Here is a 16816-nt window from a genome sequence, read left to right as displayed (position 1 = left end):
CAGTACATCTCTTTTATGTTCACCGGGGCTTACCTAAATTGTCTACAACTGAGGTTAATGCATCTTCTTCCGAAAGCACCCCATTGTCTGTGCTTAAGCTTATAATTTTAGCATTTAATTCGCTTGGAAGAGTATTGAAGAAACAATTATTGTTTGGATTTCTAAGGGCTTGCCCTAAAATTCTTGCAGCAAAGCGGACATCTGCATGTGCAGCATTGAGTGATTGCGAAATACATGCAGGTGCATGAATACCAAAATTATAACCCGCAGTATGCAATTTTTGATCATTAAAATATATTGCATCTTGTCCTTCATAAATCGAGCATGTTGTTGAAGACGCATGTTTAAGTAAAGTTAGAAAGTTTTGACGCACTTCCTGATTAGGAAATACTACTGCTAATTCCCCATTTCTCGCTGTGTATGCACTAATGAACAAAGTAGAGGGGTTTGCAGGATAAGTTTTTGGACATGCTTTATTTGCATTGTGTTTATCTGTAGATGCAAAATAAGACACTCCACCCATCTGCTTAATAAAATTATCTCTCCATTCTTGGGTAGGAAATTTTAATGCAAGCTCACCATTTTTTGCTTTATATACAATAATTTTTTCTTGACATATATTTGCATGAAAATTTTGCAAGTTTTTCAATAATTCAGGATTATTCTTTGCATAATGAGTACACATTTTTTGGAAGTGATCTTTAAACGTCCCATTGACTAATAAAGCTTGAATGGCTTCTTGTGGATTAGAACTTAATCCTTTTATGCTACTCATGCCTGAATCAACTACATCGGGTACAAATTGAGATTGGTTTGCGATAGCTTTTAAAGCAGCTAAGGTATTATCTACGACCTGCATATCACAACGTAAAAGATGCTGAGGATTTTTGGTAATAGCATTTTGCAGTTCAATTAAATATTTTTCATACTTATTAAGTAAATCAATTGCCTGTGCTTGGGATATCATTATTTTTTCCTAGGTTATTTAAATCGCTTCAAATTCTACTGAGCAATTATTAATGGAATATTAATTTGATATTCCTTTTAACAATGTGAAAATACTGTCAAATTAATATTGGTTATAGGTTTCAAAGAAGAAATGGGCAAAACCCCAGCGCTACTGGCTGGATTTATGAGTAAAAAATTGTGTGATAGGGAAGTGCACTGATCATTCTTCAAGAGGACAGTGTTTTGCTAAATATTAAATTTTGTTAACTAGGTATTTTGCCCCATGTTCACCTAGTATTCATTCCACATCTTAAGTTACTGATTGCGAAAGAAGTTAAAGAAATGCCATTATAACAAGGATGTGCCCTAAGACCGCGGGAGAAAAAGATGAATCATTCAATATTTCTAGCAAGAGTAATGGGTTTAAGTTTATTAATACTTAGCCTGTCGTTATTAATTAATGTAAACGATCTCGTACCTACATTGACTGCATTATTACAGAATAGAGCCTTGGAATTTATTGTAGGGATGATGCTTGTGACCATAGGTACTTTACTTGTAGTGAGTCATAATGTATGGACGCGATCATGGGTTGTTGTTATTACCATTTTATCTTGGCTTATTCTTATAAAAGGAATTCTTTATTTAATGTTTCCAGGAATTGTTCAAGAAATATCAAACCAACCCACATTCTCCAAAAGTGGAATTTATGTTGCTTGCTCCATTAATGGCAGTTATAAGCTTCTATTTATGCTATATGGGATTTTTTTCAAATTCAAAACAGTAACGATATCAGCTTAACATTTGCGAACTAATCATACGCAAGTAGGTGACTTAATCCAACCCCACTAGGTCTGATTATTTTGATAATCAGACCTAGTGGGGTTATAGTATTTATGTTGTTAGGACAGGTTAAAACATGCTCTATGCATGGGCGAACATTTGATTTTCTTCACATGACGCTTGTAAATAGTCGGCTAATTCTGTGCAATTAGATCTTTTTGAGAGCTCAACTAAATCTTTTTGAGTAAAGATTTTAGCTTCAATGCCTTTTGCTATAATGCTAGTGTTACCCGTTTTTGCTAAGTGTAGTAAAATAGATGCTGGTGAGACCACATCATTTTTCGTGTATGTTTTAGGCACATCTGGATTATAATCACTCAATAAATTCTTTACTGGCAATCCCTTAGAAAAATTTTCAAAATCATCGGTAGCATATAAAATGAATTCCGACCCTATGTCTCCTAGAGCCATAACTTCCATTTCTGACATTTTTTGCTTAATATTTGATTCGTTTACGTCATCAACTTCTAAATGAAGCATGTTAAGGATGCTGATTTTTTTGTTTGGATTAAGTGAGGAATAGAGATAATTTTTTTTATTATTCGCCCCATTTTTAGCAAAATCTAATGCATGCTCAGTTTGAGATGTTCCACCAAATCCAGGATAAGGCATATTTAATGCTACGTAAGCTTTTAAGCTTGTTTTAGGTAAATCTTTTCTGCCGCTAAAGCCATTTTGAGCAACTTCTTTAGGCGAGCCACCATGAATTCGATGAAATACTACTTCTACAGGCACATCACGCTCATTCAATAGATCATATGTCTCATATTCTTGATGAAAATATCGATTATTTGGTTTTTTTTCAGATTTACTACTAAAAATCGAAAATGATGCACTAAAGAAGGTTCTTTTTCCAGCATTACCAAACATTGCAACATCTGCTTGCTTTTGGCCTACGAAAGGACTTTTAGACATTTTGCTATACATAATTATTTACTCTTTATAAGAAAACCTCCTGGAAATAATTCCTGATGAGAAAACATTGTAGCGATTGATTATTAAGTGAGCATTAAACAAAGCAAATAAACAATAAGTTTCTTTGTGCCGGACAATTTTTTAGAAGACAGTCTCTTTTGAGTTAAACAAAATCCAATTTAAGAGCCTTGAAAACAATTTAATGTTAATTTTAGAATTGGTTAGCAAATCATCTAAGATGATCTAAGCCCAATCGAAAAAAAATGAGCAGAAACTAAAACGCATTATTGATTCAAACTTCAATAAATTAAGGTCTAATATGACCCTCACCCAAGACAACCCATTTATAACTTGTTAAAGCGTCTAAAGACATAGGTCCGCGAGCGTGTAATTTTTGCGTACTTATTCCTATTTCAGCACCCATTCCAAATTGTCCACCATCGGTAAATGCTGTCGAAGCATTGACATAAACAGCTGCAACATCAATATGATCTAGAAAATAACTAATAGTGGCTTTATCTTCAGCAATAATCGCTTCGCTATGACCCGAACTATAATCCATTATATGATTCACTGCTTCTTCTACTGAACCAACTGTTTTTATTGCCATTTTATAAGATAAAAATTCCTGCCCAAAATCATCAGGTGTCGCTTTGTGGAGTAATTTTTCAGGATAAAAAGATTTAATTGCCTGATAACTCAGCTTATCTGCAAAAATTTCAACCTGTTTGTTGATAAGTGATTTTACTATTAATGGTAAATCAATTAATCGATCTTTATGAATAACCAATATATCGAGTGCATTGCAAACACTAACTCTTCTTGTTTTAGCATTCTCAATAATTAAGCGCCCTTTCTCTATATCGCCACTCTGATCGAAATAAATATGAACAATACCAGCACCTGTTTCAATAAAAGGTATTCTTGCATGTTCACGTACAAAATTTATTAATGACTGGCTTCCCCTGGGAATACAAACATCCACGAAGTCGTTGGCTTTCAAAAGAATATGAGTTGCTTCTCGCTCTAATGGTAATAAATAAACAAGCGCTTCATTGAGGCCATGATCATGTAGAACTTGGTGTATCAATGAAACTAAAAAAAGATTAGTATGTTGGGCTTCTTTTCCCCCTTTCAAAACACATGCATTACCTGTTTTAAAGCATAAAGCAAAAGCATCGATGGTCACATTGGGTCGTGATTCATAAATAATAGCAACAACTCCTAATGGAACAGAAACTTTCTGAATAACTAAGCCATTAGGAAGTGTTTTTTGATCTAAAATCGTTGTCATTGAATGGGGTAAGGAAGCTACTGTTGCAATGTCAGTTGCCATTGACTCAATTCGTTCTTTAGATAAGAGTAAGCGATCGTACTTAGGATCTTCTTCACGAATCAATTCTAAGTCTTTCTTATTTTCATCAATTATTTTATTGACAGAATTTCGTAATCGATGAGCAAGCTCTAATAATATTTTGTTCTGTTTTTCTTCATCAATAAATCTTAAACTATAACTGGCTTTTTTAGTTGCCTTAAGCTGGTTAGTGATTTCTTCAATCATGAAAATACCTTAAAAAATATGTAAATGATCATAATGAATAAACTCCGGTTTTGATGATTGACCTAAATATTCATTTAATTTAATCGCATCATACTTAGCAAGGCCAATCCCTATTTTTTCATTATTTGGGGTCAGTATTTCTATAAGATCGCCTCGCTTAAACTCGCCAGTAAATTTTTCTATCCCGACGGGTAAGATACTTATAATTCGCTTATTTTCTTTTATAATTTTTACTAAACAGGAATTTATAGTAATTGATCCTGTCTTTTTTTCACTATAAGCAATCCATCTTTTTATATTTGATCTTTTCTTAGTGGGAAGAATGGTTGTTCCCAAAGCTTCACCATTGAGAATGCGCATAATTACCGAAGAATGATTGATACTGGCTATATGAGTTGTTACGCCAAGATTCGACATTTTTCGAGCTGTTCCAAGCTTGCTAATCATACCTCCTCTGCCATGAAGACTTTTTACAGAAGAAACTTCAGGCCAAGTATTTTTCGGATCAATAATTGAAATTAATTCAGAGCCAATTTCATTAGGATGCTTTGTGTAAACACCTTCAACATTACTCAAAATAATGAGTTTGTCAGCGTTTATCATTGCTGCTATGAGACCTGATAATTCATCGTTATCAGTAAACATGAGTTCTTCAATAGCAACGCTATCATTCTCATTGATAATAGGGACAATCTTCTTATTGCCTAGAATTTCATGAAGCAATCTTGAAATATTCAAATAGTGCTGCCTTGTTTGAAAATCTTGTTTCGTAAGCAACAGTTGAGATGCAAGCATGTTATGCTCTTTTAACATCGAAGCGTAAACATGCATCAGCTCATATTGGCCCAATGAAGCTAAAACTTGTTTTTCTCCTATTGAACTTCCATATTGACGGCCAAGAAATTGGCTTGCAACTTTTCGACCTGAAGCAACCGCACCTGAGCTTACTAATACAACATAATGACCAGCTTTTTGTAGCGTAACAATTTGTTCAACTAAATGGAGCATAATAGGCTCAAATGGTGTTCCATCACTTGATAAAATGCTTTGAGTTCCGACTTTAATGACAATTTTCATTTTTTACTCATTTAATGAATCTTTTTCTATCAGGGCGCGCTTTGGGAGCAACAGTAGTCAAACAAATAGCTCCATTTTTATTATAGAAACCAAAAAATAAAAATCGAGAAGTAAGCCAGCACTATTTTTTTCACCTAGGTTGTTTCAAATTTATCATAAGTTATATTCATTGCAATCCTCGAAGGATTCAGGAAACTACTTCAAGCAGATTATCTTAACTTCGTTGAATGACCAATTTCATAAGGAAGGGTTCAACAACTGGAAGGCTCTACTATTTTTGGAACGTGCCTTCACTGTGTGAAGAACTTATATTATATTTCTTATTTTTTGAAAAAGTTTATTTGGGAATGAGACACAAAATAAAACCATTTCTTTGGACCAGTTTAAAAGCACGTCTGCAATTAATTAAGTCAACAGAAGGTGCACATTTTAATTGGTTATTTCTTCCGGGTGGACCGGGTTTAGGTTCAGAATCACTTGACACGCTAACCAAGATTCTGAAATTACCTGGAACACTTTGGCATCTAGATCTTCCAGGAGATGGAGCGAATAAAACATCGAATGATGAGGAGTATTTTTCGCATTGGTCTGATGCGCTGTGTGAAGCGGTTAGTGTATTAGATAATGTCATTTTAGTAGCACACTCAACCGGCGGAATGTATGTACTAGCAACACCAAAGCTTGAAAAAAAGATTGTTGGGTTGGTTTTAATGGACTCTGCTCCTGATGCATTGTGGCAGAAGGAATTTATGGAATATGTTCAAACACAACCAATAAGCAAGGCTCAAGAATTACAAGAACAATATGCTAAAAAACCCAGCAATGCCCTTTTAAAGGAAGTAACAATTGCAGCAGCTCCTTATTCATTTACAAAAAGGTGAGTACGACCTAATTATTCCCTTGAAATTTTTTATGAACTCAAAAAAATTTATCCGAAAAAATATTATTTTTCATATAATTAAAGATGCTGGGCATTTTCCCTGGATTGAAAATCCAAAACAAATTACTCATGTTTTTAATGAATATGTTCAGTTTCTTCTAAAGACAATTTGTATTAATAAGTAAGCCGTGGTTTGTCACTAATGCAATATGACACAACCCTTTTTTTCCAATTCAAACAACCAGCTTGGATAGTGCAAATATTTGTTACACCTTAAATCTAATTTTTCTAATTTCTTTAGCTTAAGTAAACTCATAGGAAGTTCTTTTAAATTATTATTCCTTAAGTCTAAATAAAGGAGTTCGGACAAGCTGCCAATCTCATCCGCAAGTGAATATAAATGATTATTGCGGAAGTTTAAAATCTTTAGTGATGTCAAAGAACCTACACTTTTAGGTACTAATTCAATCTGATTATCAGAACAATCAAGAATTCTTAACTCTGTTAAATTGCCCATTTCATAAGGAAGGTTTCTAATCCGGTTTTTCATACAGTGAAGTTCTCGAAGTTGATTGCACTGCCCTATCGAATAAGGTATCTCCCTAATTAGATTATCATAAACTCGAAACTCAATGAGATGTTCCATGCAGCCAATATTTTCGGGTAATTGTTTTATTTTATTACCTGAAAAATTTAAATAGTTTAATTGATTTAACTTGGTAACCACTTCAGGAATTGCTGAAAATCTATTATCTGCCATATATAAGTACTTGGATAATGGAATTTGCTGTAGGCTTTCAGGTAAAGTAGATAATTTATTCCCATTCATATCCAAAATCTGTAAATTTTCCAGACATTCAATTTCTTGGGGTATGAAGGTGAGCTCATTTGCTGAGGCATTTAAATGCCGCAATGATTTTATTGACCAGAGCTCGTCGGGCAGTTCTTTCAGTCGATTGTTATAGAAACTGATGCTTTCCAAAAAATCTAAGCTAGCTAAGCCATTAGGAAAATACTCCAAACCCAGGCTATCTAAGTTTAAATTTTTATTAAAAATATAATCTCTAAGCATGTGTTCGCCTGATTTAAATCAAATATTTTCTCAAAATGTAGCTGGTATAACCCATAAAATTATCTGGCAGTGTGGCTATAACTTGATAACCCAGTTTCTCATAAAATCCTTTTGCTTGGAATTCCGCAGTATCAAGTTGGATCATTTTGCAATTGTTTTCTTTTGCAAAAGCATCGAGTTTCACAAAGAGTTCTCGACCCAGTCCTTTACGACGCTGTTTTTCGTGGATCCAAACGGTAAAGACTCTGCATAATGTTCCAAATATATCGCCTTTAATACCGCCAAGAATTTCAGAGGTATCGTTTTTTGCATAGATAATAAAAGGTTTTGTTTCATAACTCCCAATGATTGACTCATTAAATTTTTTTAAATTTCCATAAATGATTTTAGAAATAACCTCATTTTCTTTAAAATCAGTAACGATGTTTACTGCATTACTCATTATCTACCCCACTCCCTGGTTCCAGGGTTCATAATACCTAAATTCCTAAATCTGGGTCTAATGTTTTTAAATTATCCCATAGCTCTCCTCAAACAGTTGACTGCACTTTAAGGTGAGTTTAAGAATAATAATTGTACAATTAAAAGACTAATTATTGTACAATAGCGCGCTAATTTATGATTTAGTTTTGAAAACGAGGAAATGAAAGTGAGTAGATACAAATTCGAAAGTTTTGAAAAAGCGCAAAAAAAATTAGGAAGAAGGATAGCCGGTGAGACAAACACATATGGTATAGATGGTATTTCTAGGGATGTTCTTGAACAGTTGCTCCAATCCAAATCAGAAGACGATCTTGCTCTCTTAGAAGCATATCTAAATTTTCGCGATCCTGATGGGGCTAATATTTTTTTACGGGCTATTCATAAATGTAATTTTGTATTTAGGGACGATCTCATGGAAAATATGAGAGCTACATCGTTCCTGGAAATTATCGATTTGTTTGTCAACACCGATTTTCTATTGAAAGCAAGTGAGAAACTTCAGAAGAAATACGATAGCTCTTATCTCAAGGCAACTAATAATTTTGGTGAAACAGCTGTTTTCTTGGCCAGTAGCAAAAAGGAAGGTATGGTATCCGCATTACAATTGTTATTATCAGATAAGCATGGACGTTTTAAGGATCAAATCAATCAATCGAACAATAGTGGATATTATCCAGTAGATTTTGTTGCAGCCTACTCTAAGCCTGACAATAAAGGCATGCAATATAGGGTCTACGTGAAACCTACCAGCTTAAATGCAGTACTGTTGCTGCTTGCACATGGTGCAGAGCTTAAACTTTCAAACCAGAACGTGATAGGTATGAATACTGAGGCGGCATTGATTGGTGATCTTTTTGATGATTTTTCGAGCTATATCGAATGTAAAAAATCAACAGGTAATAATTTGGCGCACAAAATAGAATGTACTAAAAGGATGGCAATGCATTATAGACGCCTCACTCCAGAAGTCTCTCTCAGATGTTATATGGAGGCAGCTCGAGATGGTGATTTGGGAGCGATGTGTGACGTGCTTATATTATTGCAAGAGCGTGAAAAGCTGAAAAATCCCCAGAATTATCAAGAAATAGTTCTAAGTAGTTATCGTCCAGATATGGAGCAAATTCGTCAGATAACTGCTTGCAGTCAATTAAAAGAACCCAAAGAAGTGCGGGAGTATGCTTTGCATTTTCTTGCGCAAATGGCTTATCAGGAAATTGTTTCGGGTAAGAGAGAGAATGACATGTCTAAATTAGATCACGCATTAAAACACTTTACTGCTTTGGAAGGAGAGCATGCAAAGGATCCTCAGCTTCTCTCAATGAAAGAAGAGTTGGAAAAACATAGAGCAAGAATAATGCATAAGCAACCCCCTTCATTACAATCGACTCAAGAGACGTCAGTACCGATACAACCAGTATCAGATGGATTACACGCTATATCTGGGTGCCGTCAATCTGCTGAAGTTAGCGTAAGAACAAATAGTATGTTTAAACCTCTTGTAGAAAAAGTCGATAAAACAGATCCCAGCGTTTCCCCCGCAATGAGGTAAAAGAATTGAACTACAGCAATTAAAAACACTTTTAATCGGTATTAGAATAATCTAATACCTCCCTATCCTTCCTTATGAAGTAAATCGGCTCGCACTAAAAGGTAATGGATCGGTGATTAAGTCCCCTTCTGTTATCATTTCCGCGAGCAACCGTCCCGTAACCGGCCCAAGCGTCAAACCGTGATGTGCATGTCCGAATGCGAACCATAGTCCTTTATGCCGAGGCGCTTGTCCGATAATTGGAAGCATATCAGGCGTACACGGTCTGCATCCCATCCAGGGAAACTCATCAAGCCGTGTAGTAATTGGAAAAAGCGTGCGTGCGATAGGTTCTACCAAATCAAGTTGTACTGGAGTTTTCTGTGAGTCACGTGGTGCAAATTCCGCCCCGGTAGTAAGACGAATTCCGCGAGTCATTGGTGCTAACAGATAACCATTCTCAATATCGAGTACTGGGTGATTGAGTTGTGCGTTTTGTCTTACACCATAATGCATATGATACCCACGTTTAACAGCTAGCGGAAAGTGATATCCTAGTTGGGAGCATAAAATGTCTGACCATGGCCCTAATGCAATCACTGCAGAATCTGCCTTGATCTGGCCCTGTTCCGTTTTGACTGTCCATTGATTGGATAAAGTGAATGCGTCACCTAAGAAAAAGCGACCACCAAGATGCTCAAAATAATTGGCATAGGCTGCAACCAGCGCTCCGGGATCGCTCACAGTTTCAGAGTCTAAATATCGAAGAGCGCCCAGCAATGATTTATCCAGATCGGGCTCAATTTGACTTAATGAATTCGGGTCAAGAGCCTCAAACTGAATGCCATACTCCGTTTTACATTTTTCAGCAAATCGTGTTTCAGTATCTTGCTTTTTTGCAGTTCGGAACACTTTGAGCCATCCACCTGTACGAAATAAGCGTCTTACTCCTGCAACCTCGGCTAGAAAATGATGTTCCGTTATGCTGTGTTGAATCAAGTTTGCATAGGAGCGAGCAATCTCTGCATGACGTAATGAATGAGAGTTAACCCAGTATTTCCATAGAAAAGGTGCAAGCTTCAGGATTGCTTTTGGGTGATATCTGACATCAGGAGAGCTGTTTAAAGCATATTTAATTAAAGAGAAAACATCTCTTGGAAATGCATAAGGATATACCCCTTCACGCTGAATTAACCCCGCATTACCATATGAGGTCTCACTTCCTGGGGGCTTCGCATCGACTAATGCCACTGACCGCCCTCTCTTTTGCAAATGAATTGCAACAGATACTCCAATAATTCCGCCTCCAAGGACAACAGCATCAAATTTCATAAAGCATATACTCCGTTTACACAAAGAATTAGGATCAGGCGTTTATTATTGTGCTTATTAGACACGCTTACAACCATAATAAATGGGATGCAGTGACGCATTTCAGTTTTTTGCATGCATTTTTATGAAAGCACTATTCCGAGATAGGTCAAGTATAAAATTCCATTAAAAAACAATAGGTTAATCTTAATCCCGTCCACTGAAATATTGAACCTCAGCCACGCTGAAGCAATGTAGGTTACTAGAATACCTGTAAGTACAATTCTAGATGGTGCCCAAGGTGTCAAAAGTATTCCTAATGCAGGAAGTAAAGTGCCCTGAAAGACCATTGCTCCGGTTATATTGCCAAAACCAAGAGTATCTTGACCTTTTCTTACCCATATCACGCTATTCACTTTTTCGGGTAATTCTGTTGCAATAGGGATGATCAGTAATGATAAGAGCAACACAGGTATACCAATAGAGTTTGCTGCTCCCTGTACTCCATGAATAAATCCCTTTGCACTAAATACCAACAGGATTAGCCCCAAAATTAATTGGACCAAAATTGTTTTGAGATTGGTTTTTAAACCCAGCTTGGTTATTAATAAAGGTTCATTTGTTATTACTGCATGGCCGTTTTCTACCAAAGCTTTAGACGCACTGAACGTAAGCATTAAATAAAGAAAATAAAGAAAAATAAGTATGATACAAAATAAAACACGAATAGAGTGATTTGGCTCTAAGGGAAGAAACATTGCTAATGCAGCAAGTGTGAATGCCATTAAGAAAAAATTCATATCTCGTTTAAAGCCAGTAATTTCTGGTGTTATCCTTCCATTAATCCCCCGCTTTTTAATTACTGAAGAAGCCATAATAAAGGTTGATAAAGTGGATAACATTAATGGAGCCCCTAAAATTGCCCCTACACTAATTTCTTCATTAACTTGTCGATCAGCGGTTCCTGAAATTATTGCCAAGATTGGTACGGTAGTTTCTGGAAGTGCGGTAGATACAGCTGCGAATATTGAACCCGTGACACCGGCTGAAATATCCAACCGTTCACCAAAATGCTCTAAGGCATTGGAAAATAATTGCGCTGAGATTAATATAAGCACCAACATAACGAAGAGCTCAAGCCACATGTACATATTTGTCCCTCATAACTACAGCCTCTAAATGATTATCCATAATATGGTCAAAAGATTTCTCTAAATATAAATTTTCTAGTGGTCTGTATAATTTAAAACGACTAAAATACAGGGTCCTCCAGCGATGATATTGATTTTATGCTGTTTGCAGTTCTGAATGGCTGAATTGCTCTCTGCTCCGGGTTGCATCCAAATGTTTTTAACTCCTTTTTTAATCGCTTCTTCAACGATTTTTTCAGTAATAGCAGGCGGGGTTATAATAGAAATACTTTCAACCTCATTTGGCAATTCACTTACTGAATGTATTACCTGTATTCCCTCAATTGAGTCCTCTTTAGGATTTACAGGATAAGCTTTTTTACCATTCACCAGATAACATCGTAAAACCTTGTTTCCATATTTTTCTCGATTCGATGAGGCGCCAATTACAGCAAAGGCTTTTGACTGGAAAAATGTTTCAATTTGTTGATTTATCATGCTCTTTTCGTTTAAGTACTGTGTTATTTATTTAGTTTAGCAATGAATAGGCGCTGTTTACAGCCCCTATTCATTACTAAAATGATAACTTTTTGGGTGGAAATATAGTTTTTTACAATGTAATGATTCAATTCTTCTCTACGTTCAAAATTTTTATAATCCAATTTTTTAATTTAATGTAGTGCGAACCTTCCCAGTAAATTTTTTTACAGGATTGACACCGCATGAAGGTTTGATAGTATTTTTTTGCTAATTCAGGAATATCTTTAGTAATTTTTGATTTATCTACTTTTTTTAGTAACCCATTACAATTGAGGCATCGAGTAAATGGTTTGCACTGTTTTGTTAATTGGAATTGCATTAAAACCTCTTCCACTTGTTTTTCTGGATTGGTATTGTGCATCCAATGACCATGGGTGATGCTTTTATTTTTCAAAATACCGACATCACGTGTTAATACAATTCGATGTTCTTTTTTACTACGCTGGATTATGTTTTCATCGGTTAAATTGTTTTCATAAACCACATCAAATCCAAGTAAACGTAAATATCGAGCAAGTTTTCCAAGATGAACATCGAGAATAAAGCAAGGCCTTCTTAAAGGTTGCGGGCGAAGTCGGATCAACTCACTCACATCAAAAGCTTCGAAAACAGGATATACAGAAATATAATCCTGATCTTGAACCAGATAGTTAAAGTCAACTGATTTTCCATTAACCAAGATCACTTCAATTTCGGTATGTGGAACTCCAAGTGATTCGATTAAGTCTTTAATTGAAGTTTTTTGAGCTACGCTATGAGCAAAGCATACTTTGCGCTTCTTTGGAGGTATAAAATCATTTAATTCTTCATAAAACCGTAACTGTAAGGAGATCATGTTTTGATTAAATCGCTCGCTTCGTTTTAATTTATGGCATAAAAATTAGGAAAAGGAAAATTAGGGAAAAAATAAATGTAGGTAAACGCCTGGAAGAGGGACAAGCTTGAGGGTACATGCCAATAAAATTGGCATGGTCTAAAGATTATTAGCGATTACTCAATTGTTTCTGCTCATGCCAAATCTTCTAAAAAGAGAGCTAATTTAGAATATATTTTTTGAGTTCTACATAGTAGAGCTCTGAACACTGGAATTATTTTTTATTGAATTCGTCAAAACGGTGTACTGATGGGTCCAATCGGTCTAAAGCTTGGAAAGGAAGCATCCAACCAGGATATTCAGGAGGTAGGGCACTTACCTCATCTAACTCTTTTATTTCATCCGCAGATAACTTTAATGTCACGGCTGCCAAATTATCTTCTAATTGCTCTATACGCTTGGCACCGATAATTACAGAGGTTACAGCGGGTCTTGTAAGCAACCACGCTAATGAAACCCCTGCAACACTGCTATTATGTTTTTGCGCAATGGGTCGGAGCACCTCAAGGATTTTCCAAACACGCTCCTTATCGACGATGGGGAAATCAAAATTAGAACGACGTGAATTTTCGGGTTTTTGATTCTCACGACTAAATTTACCGGAAAGTAATCCTCCTGCAAGCGGACTCCAAACAAGAAGACCGGTTTTTTCGGATTCCAGCAACGGTATAATTTCTCGCTCTAAATCCCGTCCCGCCAATGAATAATAAGCTTGCAAGGTATCAAATCGAGCCAGATTTTTGAATTGAGAAATTCCCAGTGCTTTTGCAATTTTCCACGCTTGCCAATTAGAGCATCCAATATAACGTACTTTTCCCTGTTGTACTAATGCATCAAGTGCTCTTAGTGTTTCTTCAATTGGGGTAATAGGATCATTTCCATGAATTTGATACAAATCAATATAATCTGTATCCAAACGGCGAAGGCTTGCATTAACAGCATCCATAATATGCCCCCGAGAAGCCCCTATATCATTATAACCAGGCCCTACTCTTCCATACACTTTAGTAGCAATCACTACATCTTTTCGTGCGACATTGAGATTTTTTAAAGCTTTTCCCAGAATGTATTCACTTTCCCCTTCAGAATAAACATCCGCAGTATCAAAAAAATTAATTCCTGCTTCTATAGAGGCTTTGATGAGGCTATCAACACCTGCTTGGCCAACCGCACCGATTGCTTCCCAAATGCCTTTTCCACCAAATGTCATTGTTCCTAAACAAATAGTAGAAACAAGTAGCCCTGTATTACCTAAAGTTTTGTATTCCATTGTTGCTGCCTCCAATCAAAATATATGCCTATATGTAACTTAAATTCATCAGTGATGTGCTCCAAATAATGCCAACCCTTGAGTACGAAACCAGTATTTATCCTCTCCAATAACATACTTTTTTAATTCGGGAATAGCTTGAATATCTGAGTAACCTGTTGTTACAAAATAATTTTTTCCCATAAAGTAATGCTCTTTAGTATCTCTTGAAGGGGTAACCAGTATATGTCCCTCAGGAATAATTTTGATTAATTGTTCCATAAAGTGCACTATATCTTTTTCTTTTTCTATCCCGTTCTCAACACCTAAAAGATAAGGAACAAAAGCAGTGTCAAAAGTCTGCTTCTTATTACTCATAATTATGTTATCTACTGTACCCACATGAAACTGGATGTTTTTATCCAATTCAAAATTACTTTGGGTTTTGGATTGAATTGCACGTTGAACCAGCGACACCATGTAATGAATATAGGCACGTCTTAATGAATTAGGATGAATTATCCAGAATAAAAAATGAGCCAACTTTCCGCTAGGTAGAGTCACTAGCGGTGGATACCAGCATGTAAGTGCAGCAAATAATTCGCCAATTGATGGCAATGGATTTCCTTGAGCATCGTATTCACGATAAAGGTAATACTTTTTAAATGCTTTCATCCAGGCAATCGTAACGGGATCTTTATCATAAGCAGTAATTGATTTTGCACCTGCTAACGCAAATAAAAAACTACTGTTTCCATATCCAGGAATAATCAGGACATCTTTTCCTTGAAAATCAGCTCGAATATCATATCGATTTTTTTGGTGCTCAGCCAAAGCGGATGCTAAATAACGCTCAGCTCCCATGGGGTATATTTGAACCTCTTTGTTGTCAGAGAGTCTTGTGACACGTCGGTCTAAAAGCCATTTTTTCTCTTGTTTGCTTAAAATGGTTTCATAAGCTGGCATAAAACTCCTAGGTTAATTCTCGTGATTGTTTTATTCGCAATAACTTTATTACTGTTTCTAGCAAAGCTGGCTTCTTTAAAGAGTTCGTGTTTCGTTTTGCTGCATATTTTTTTCCCAACCTCTGTGTTGGCCGCTCAATAAATACATGCAGCAGCCAAGACAACAATAGGGAGCCAATAAAAACTAAGGCGAGTGCAGTCCAAATTTTAAAATTCATATCGAGCATGACCCGAAGAACAACATATCCTGCGATACTATGCACGATATACAAAGGATAACTAATATCAGCTAAAAAATTAACTAGGGGATTTGCTTTAAAAAAATGAGGAAATGTGTAGGCAAACATAAAAGTTAGTAAAGCAAAAGCATAACTCCAAGCCAATATTAAGTTCTCTGAATAAGGTCCCGTCCACCATGCAATGCAAAACATGACAAATAAAATACCGATTAAAAAATATCCTGTGTCGGATGCGATTTTATGACAGTATAAATAGTGGAACACTACGCCAATAAACATAAAAATAATATATGGCGATGACATCATATAAATTTCTGCTCTGATAAAGGCTGATAAATTTTTTATCGCCCACACGGGAATCATGTGCGACATATAACAGGTAGCAAGAAATAAAACTGCAGGAATTAAAAAAACCTTGAGTGAGTTATTGCGAAACCAAGCAATTGATAAAGCGACAATAAGATAAAATTTCATTTCTACTTCAAGAGTCCATATAATTACGTCTATGTTTCTTGACTCAAGAATATCTCGAACTCCTGGGATATAGTGAATGAATACTTCCTGAAAGGAATAAGCCCAAACGGATAAAAAATATTTTCCGCATAAAAAAAGAGCGAATAAAGTAATACTAAAACCTATTACATAGGTCGGAATAATACGAAAAAGACGATTGACACAAAAACCTACGCTAGTTGTTCTTAGGAGTGAAAAAGGAATAACAAAACCACTGATAATAAAAAATAAACCTACTCCATAAGCTCCCCAATCAAATAGTGGAAAAAGGTTAAGCCATACTACATAAAACGGTGTTGCATGTGTTTCTGGAGATAGGAGTGGTGCATGAATCAGATGCGCTACAGAGTCCCTCTTATACCAAAAAGTACTTAAATAATGAGAGAGTACAACAAATAATGCTGCAAGACCTCGTAAAGTGTTTGTAAATTCGATCTTGGTATTAGCGTCGATGTTACTCATGAGCAAAGACCTGGACGTCTTTTTCTTAGATTATTAACATAAACCATATTTTTATATTCACTCTTAGATCTTGATTCAAATCAATAAAATTATTGTATCTCACCCTGCTTTACTTGACTATTATCCTAGTAGGCGATTGTCATGAGGTTCATAGCGCTCATACCGTTATGAGCTTCTTTATGTTGGTGTGCGGAGCCAAAAGACCTATACTCGTTCAATTTGACTT

General features: G+C 35.8%; 16 protein-coding genes. 3 read left to right on the top strand and 13 right to left on the bottom strand.

Translation table 11 applies throughout. The annotated features are described in order from the left end of the window. Nucleotides 1–19 precede the first annotated feature (19 nt). On the bottom strand, nucleotides 20–967 hold the full coding sequence (locus tag Lani_RS08120) for a hypothetical protein (protein WP_019232318.1): 948 nt from the start codon (nucleotides 965–967) through the stop codon (nucleotides 20–22). Between the two features lie 368 nt (nucleotides 968–1335). Between Lani_RS08120 and Lani_RS08115 the strand changes: the two genes are divergently transcribed. Continuing rightward, entirely contained in the window at nucleotides 1336–1749 is a 414-nt protein-coding gene (locus tag Lani_RS08115; protein ID WP_019232317.1) for a hypothetical protein, read from the top strand. Between the two features lie 123 nt (nucleotides 1750–1872). Here Lani_RS08115 and Lani_RS08110 read toward each other — a convergent pair whose 3' ends face one another. From Lani_RS08110 to proB, 3 genes are all read right to left on the bottom strand, one after another. Then, the gene (locus tag Lani_RS08110; RefSeq protein WP_019232316.1) at nucleotides 1873–2718 is read right to left on the bottom strand and encodes a hypothetical protein; all 846 of its coding nucleotides are present in this window, start codon (nucleotides 2716–2718) and stop codon (nucleotides 1873–1875) included. A 295-nt stretch (nucleotides 2719–3013) separates the two neighbouring features. After that, a complete protein-coding gene (locus Lani_RS08105; protein ID WP_019232315.1) occupies nucleotides 3014–4267 on the bottom strand; it encodes a glutamate-5-semialdehyde dehydrogenase in 1254 nt (417 codons plus the stop codon). Nucleotides 4268–4276: 9 nt separating this feature from the next. Next, entirely contained in the window at nucleotides 4277–5344 is a 1068-nt protein-coding gene (gene proB / locus Lani_RS08100) for a glutamate 5-kinase (RefSeq protein ID WP_019232314.1), read from the bottom strand. 347 nt (nucleotides 5345–5691) lie between these two features. Between proB and Lani_RS08095 the strand changes: the two genes are divergently transcribed. Then, nucleotides 5692–6225: an alpha/beta fold hydrolase gene (locus Lani_RS08095; RefSeq protein ID WP_103030592.1), complete on the top strand. Its 534-nt coding sequence runs from the start codon at nucleotides 5692–5694 to the stop codon at nucleotides 6223–6225. Between the two features lie 198 nt (nucleotides 6226–6423). On the opposite strand, the gene Lani_RS08085 is transcribed toward Lani_RS08095, so the two are convergent. Further along, nucleotides 6424–7296: a leucine-rich repeat domain-containing protein gene (locus Lani_RS08085; RefSeq protein ID WP_019232311.1), complete on the bottom strand. Its 873-nt coding sequence runs from the start codon at nucleotides 7294–7296 to the stop codon at nucleotides 6424–6426. A gap of 13 nt (nucleotides 7297–7309) precedes the next feature. Beyond that, nucleotides 7310–7738, bottom strand: coding sequence for a GNAT family N-acetyltransferase (locus tag Lani_RS08080; protein ID WP_058388500.1), 429 nt, complete (start codon nucleotides 7736–7738; stop codon nucleotides 7310–7312). A 207-nt stretch (nucleotides 7739–7945) separates the two neighbouring features. Here Lani_RS08080 and Lani_RS08075 point away from each other — a divergent pair, with 207 nt between their 5' ends. Beyond that, on the top strand, nucleotides 7946–9328 hold the full coding sequence (locus Lani_RS08075) for a hypothetical protein (RefSeq protein ID WP_058388499.1): 1383 nt from the start codon (nucleotides 7946–7948) through the stop codon (nucleotides 9326–9328). A gap of 72 nt (nucleotides 9329–9400) precedes the next feature. Here Lani_RS08075 and Lani_RS08070 read toward each other — a convergent pair whose 3' ends face one another. The 7 genes from Lani_RS08070 to Lani_RS08040 form a co-directional block, all read right to left on the bottom strand. Continuing rightward, entirely contained in the window at nucleotides 9401–10639 is a 1239-nt protein-coding gene (locus tag Lani_RS08070; protein ID WP_019232307.1) for an NAD(P)/FAD-dependent oxidoreductase, read from the bottom strand. Nucleotides 10640–10761: 122 nt separating this feature from the next. After that, on the bottom strand, nucleotides 10762–11769 hold the full coding sequence (locus tag Lani_RS08065) for a sodium:calcium antiporter (protein WP_019232306.1): 1008 nt from the start codon (nucleotides 11767–11769) through the stop codon (nucleotides 10762–10764). A gap of 75 nt (nucleotides 11770–11844) precedes the next feature. Continuing rightward, nucleotides 11845–12246 carry a CoA-binding protein gene (locus Lani_RS08060; protein WP_019232305.1) on the bottom strand — a complete coding sequence of 134 codons (402 nt, stop codon included), beginning with the start codon at nucleotides 12244–12246 and terminating at the stop codon, nucleotides 11845–11847. Nucleotides 12247–12373: 127 nt separating this feature from the next. After that, nucleotides 12374–13123: a Mut7-C RNAse domain-containing protein gene (locus tag Lani_RS08055; protein ID WP_019232304.1), complete on the bottom strand. Its 750-nt coding sequence runs from the start codon at nucleotides 13121–13123 to the stop codon at nucleotides 12374–12376. A gap of 253 nt (nucleotides 13124–13376) precedes the next feature. Then, a complete protein-coding gene (locus tag Lani_RS08050) occupies nucleotides 13377–14432 on the bottom strand; it encodes an aldo/keto reductase (protein WP_019232303.1) in 1056 nt (351 codons plus the stop codon). Between the two features lie 48 nt (nucleotides 14433–14480). Beyond that, a complete protein-coding gene (locus tag Lani_RS08045) occupies nucleotides 14481–15377 on the bottom strand; it encodes a hypothetical protein (protein ID WP_019232302.1) in 897 nt (298 codons plus the stop codon). A 7-nt stretch (nucleotides 15378–15384) separates the two neighbouring features. Further along, a complete protein-coding gene (locus Lani_RS08040) occupies nucleotides 15385–16590 on the bottom strand; it encodes an acyltransferase family protein (protein WP_019232301.1) in 1206 nt (401 codons plus the stop codon). Between the last annotated feature and the right edge of the window lie 226 nt (nucleotides 16591–16816).

The sequence above is a fragment of the Legionella anisa genome, from assembly GCF_001467525.1.
GTDB lineage: Bacteria > Pseudomonadota > Gammaproteobacteria > Legionellales > Legionellaceae > Legionella > Legionella anisa.
This window is presented reverse-complemented; position numbering and strand designations above follow the sequence as displayed.

Bases quoted from the DNA above. Each gene is read 5' to 3' on its own strand.
- Lani_RS08050 (WP_019232303.1), bottom strand. From the start codon at position 14,432: ATGGAATACAAAACTTTAGGTAATACAGGGCTACTTGTTTCTACTATT.
- Lani_RS08080 (WP_058388500.1), bottom strand. From the start codon at position 7,738: ATGAGTAATGCAGTAAACATCGTTACTGATTTTAAAGAAAATGAGGTT.
- proB (WP_019232314.1), bottom strand. From the start codon at position 5,344: ATGAAAATTGTCATTAAAGTCGGAACTCAAAGCATTTTATCAAGTGAT.
- Lani_RS08095 (WP_103030592.1), top strand. From the start codon at position 5,692: ATGAGACACAAAATAAAACCATTTCTTTGGACCAGTTTAAAAGCACGT.
- Lani_RS08040 (WP_019232301.1), bottom strand. From the start codon at position 16,590: ATGAGTAACATCGACGCTAATACCAAGATCGAATTTACAAACACTTTA.
- Lani_RS08055 (WP_019232304.1), bottom strand. From the start codon at position 13,123: ATGATCTCCTTACAGTTACGGTTTTATGAAGAATTAAATGATTTTATA.
- Lani_RS08070 (WP_019232307.1), bottom strand. From the start codon at position 10,639: ATGAAATTTGATGCTGTTGTCCTTGGAGGCGGAATTATTGGAGTATCT.
- Lani_RS08120 (WP_019232318.1), bottom strand. From the start codon at position 967: ATGATATCCCAAGCACAGGCAATTGATTTACTTAATAAGTATGAAAAA.
- Lani_RS08045 (WP_019232302.1), bottom strand. From the start codon at position 15,377: ATGCCAGCTTATGAAACCATTTTAAGCAAACAAGAGAAAAAATGGCTT.
- Lani_RS08085 (WP_019232311.1), bottom strand. From the start codon at position 7,296: ATGCTTAGAGATTATATTTTTAATAAAAATTTAAACTTAGATAGCCTG.
- Lani_RS08105 (WP_019232315.1), bottom strand. From the start codon at position 4,267: ATGATTGAAGAAATCACTAACCAGCTTAAGGCAACTAAAAAAGCCAGT.
- Lani_RS08115 (WP_019232317.1), top strand. From the start codon at position 1,336: ATGAATCATTCAATATTTCTAGCAAGAGTAATGGGTTTAAGTTTATTA.
- Lani_RS08060 (WP_019232305.1), bottom strand. From the start codon at position 12,246: ATGATAAATCAACAAATTGAAACATTTTTCCAGTCAAAAGCCTTTGCT.
- Lani_RS08110 (WP_019232316.1), bottom strand. From the start codon at position 2,718: ATGTATAGCAAAATGTCTAAAAGTCCTTTCGTAGGCCAAAAGCAAGCA.
- Lani_RS08065 (WP_019232306.1), bottom strand. From the start codon at position 11,769: ATGTACATGTGGCTTGAGCTCTTCGTTATGTTGGTGCTTATATTAATC.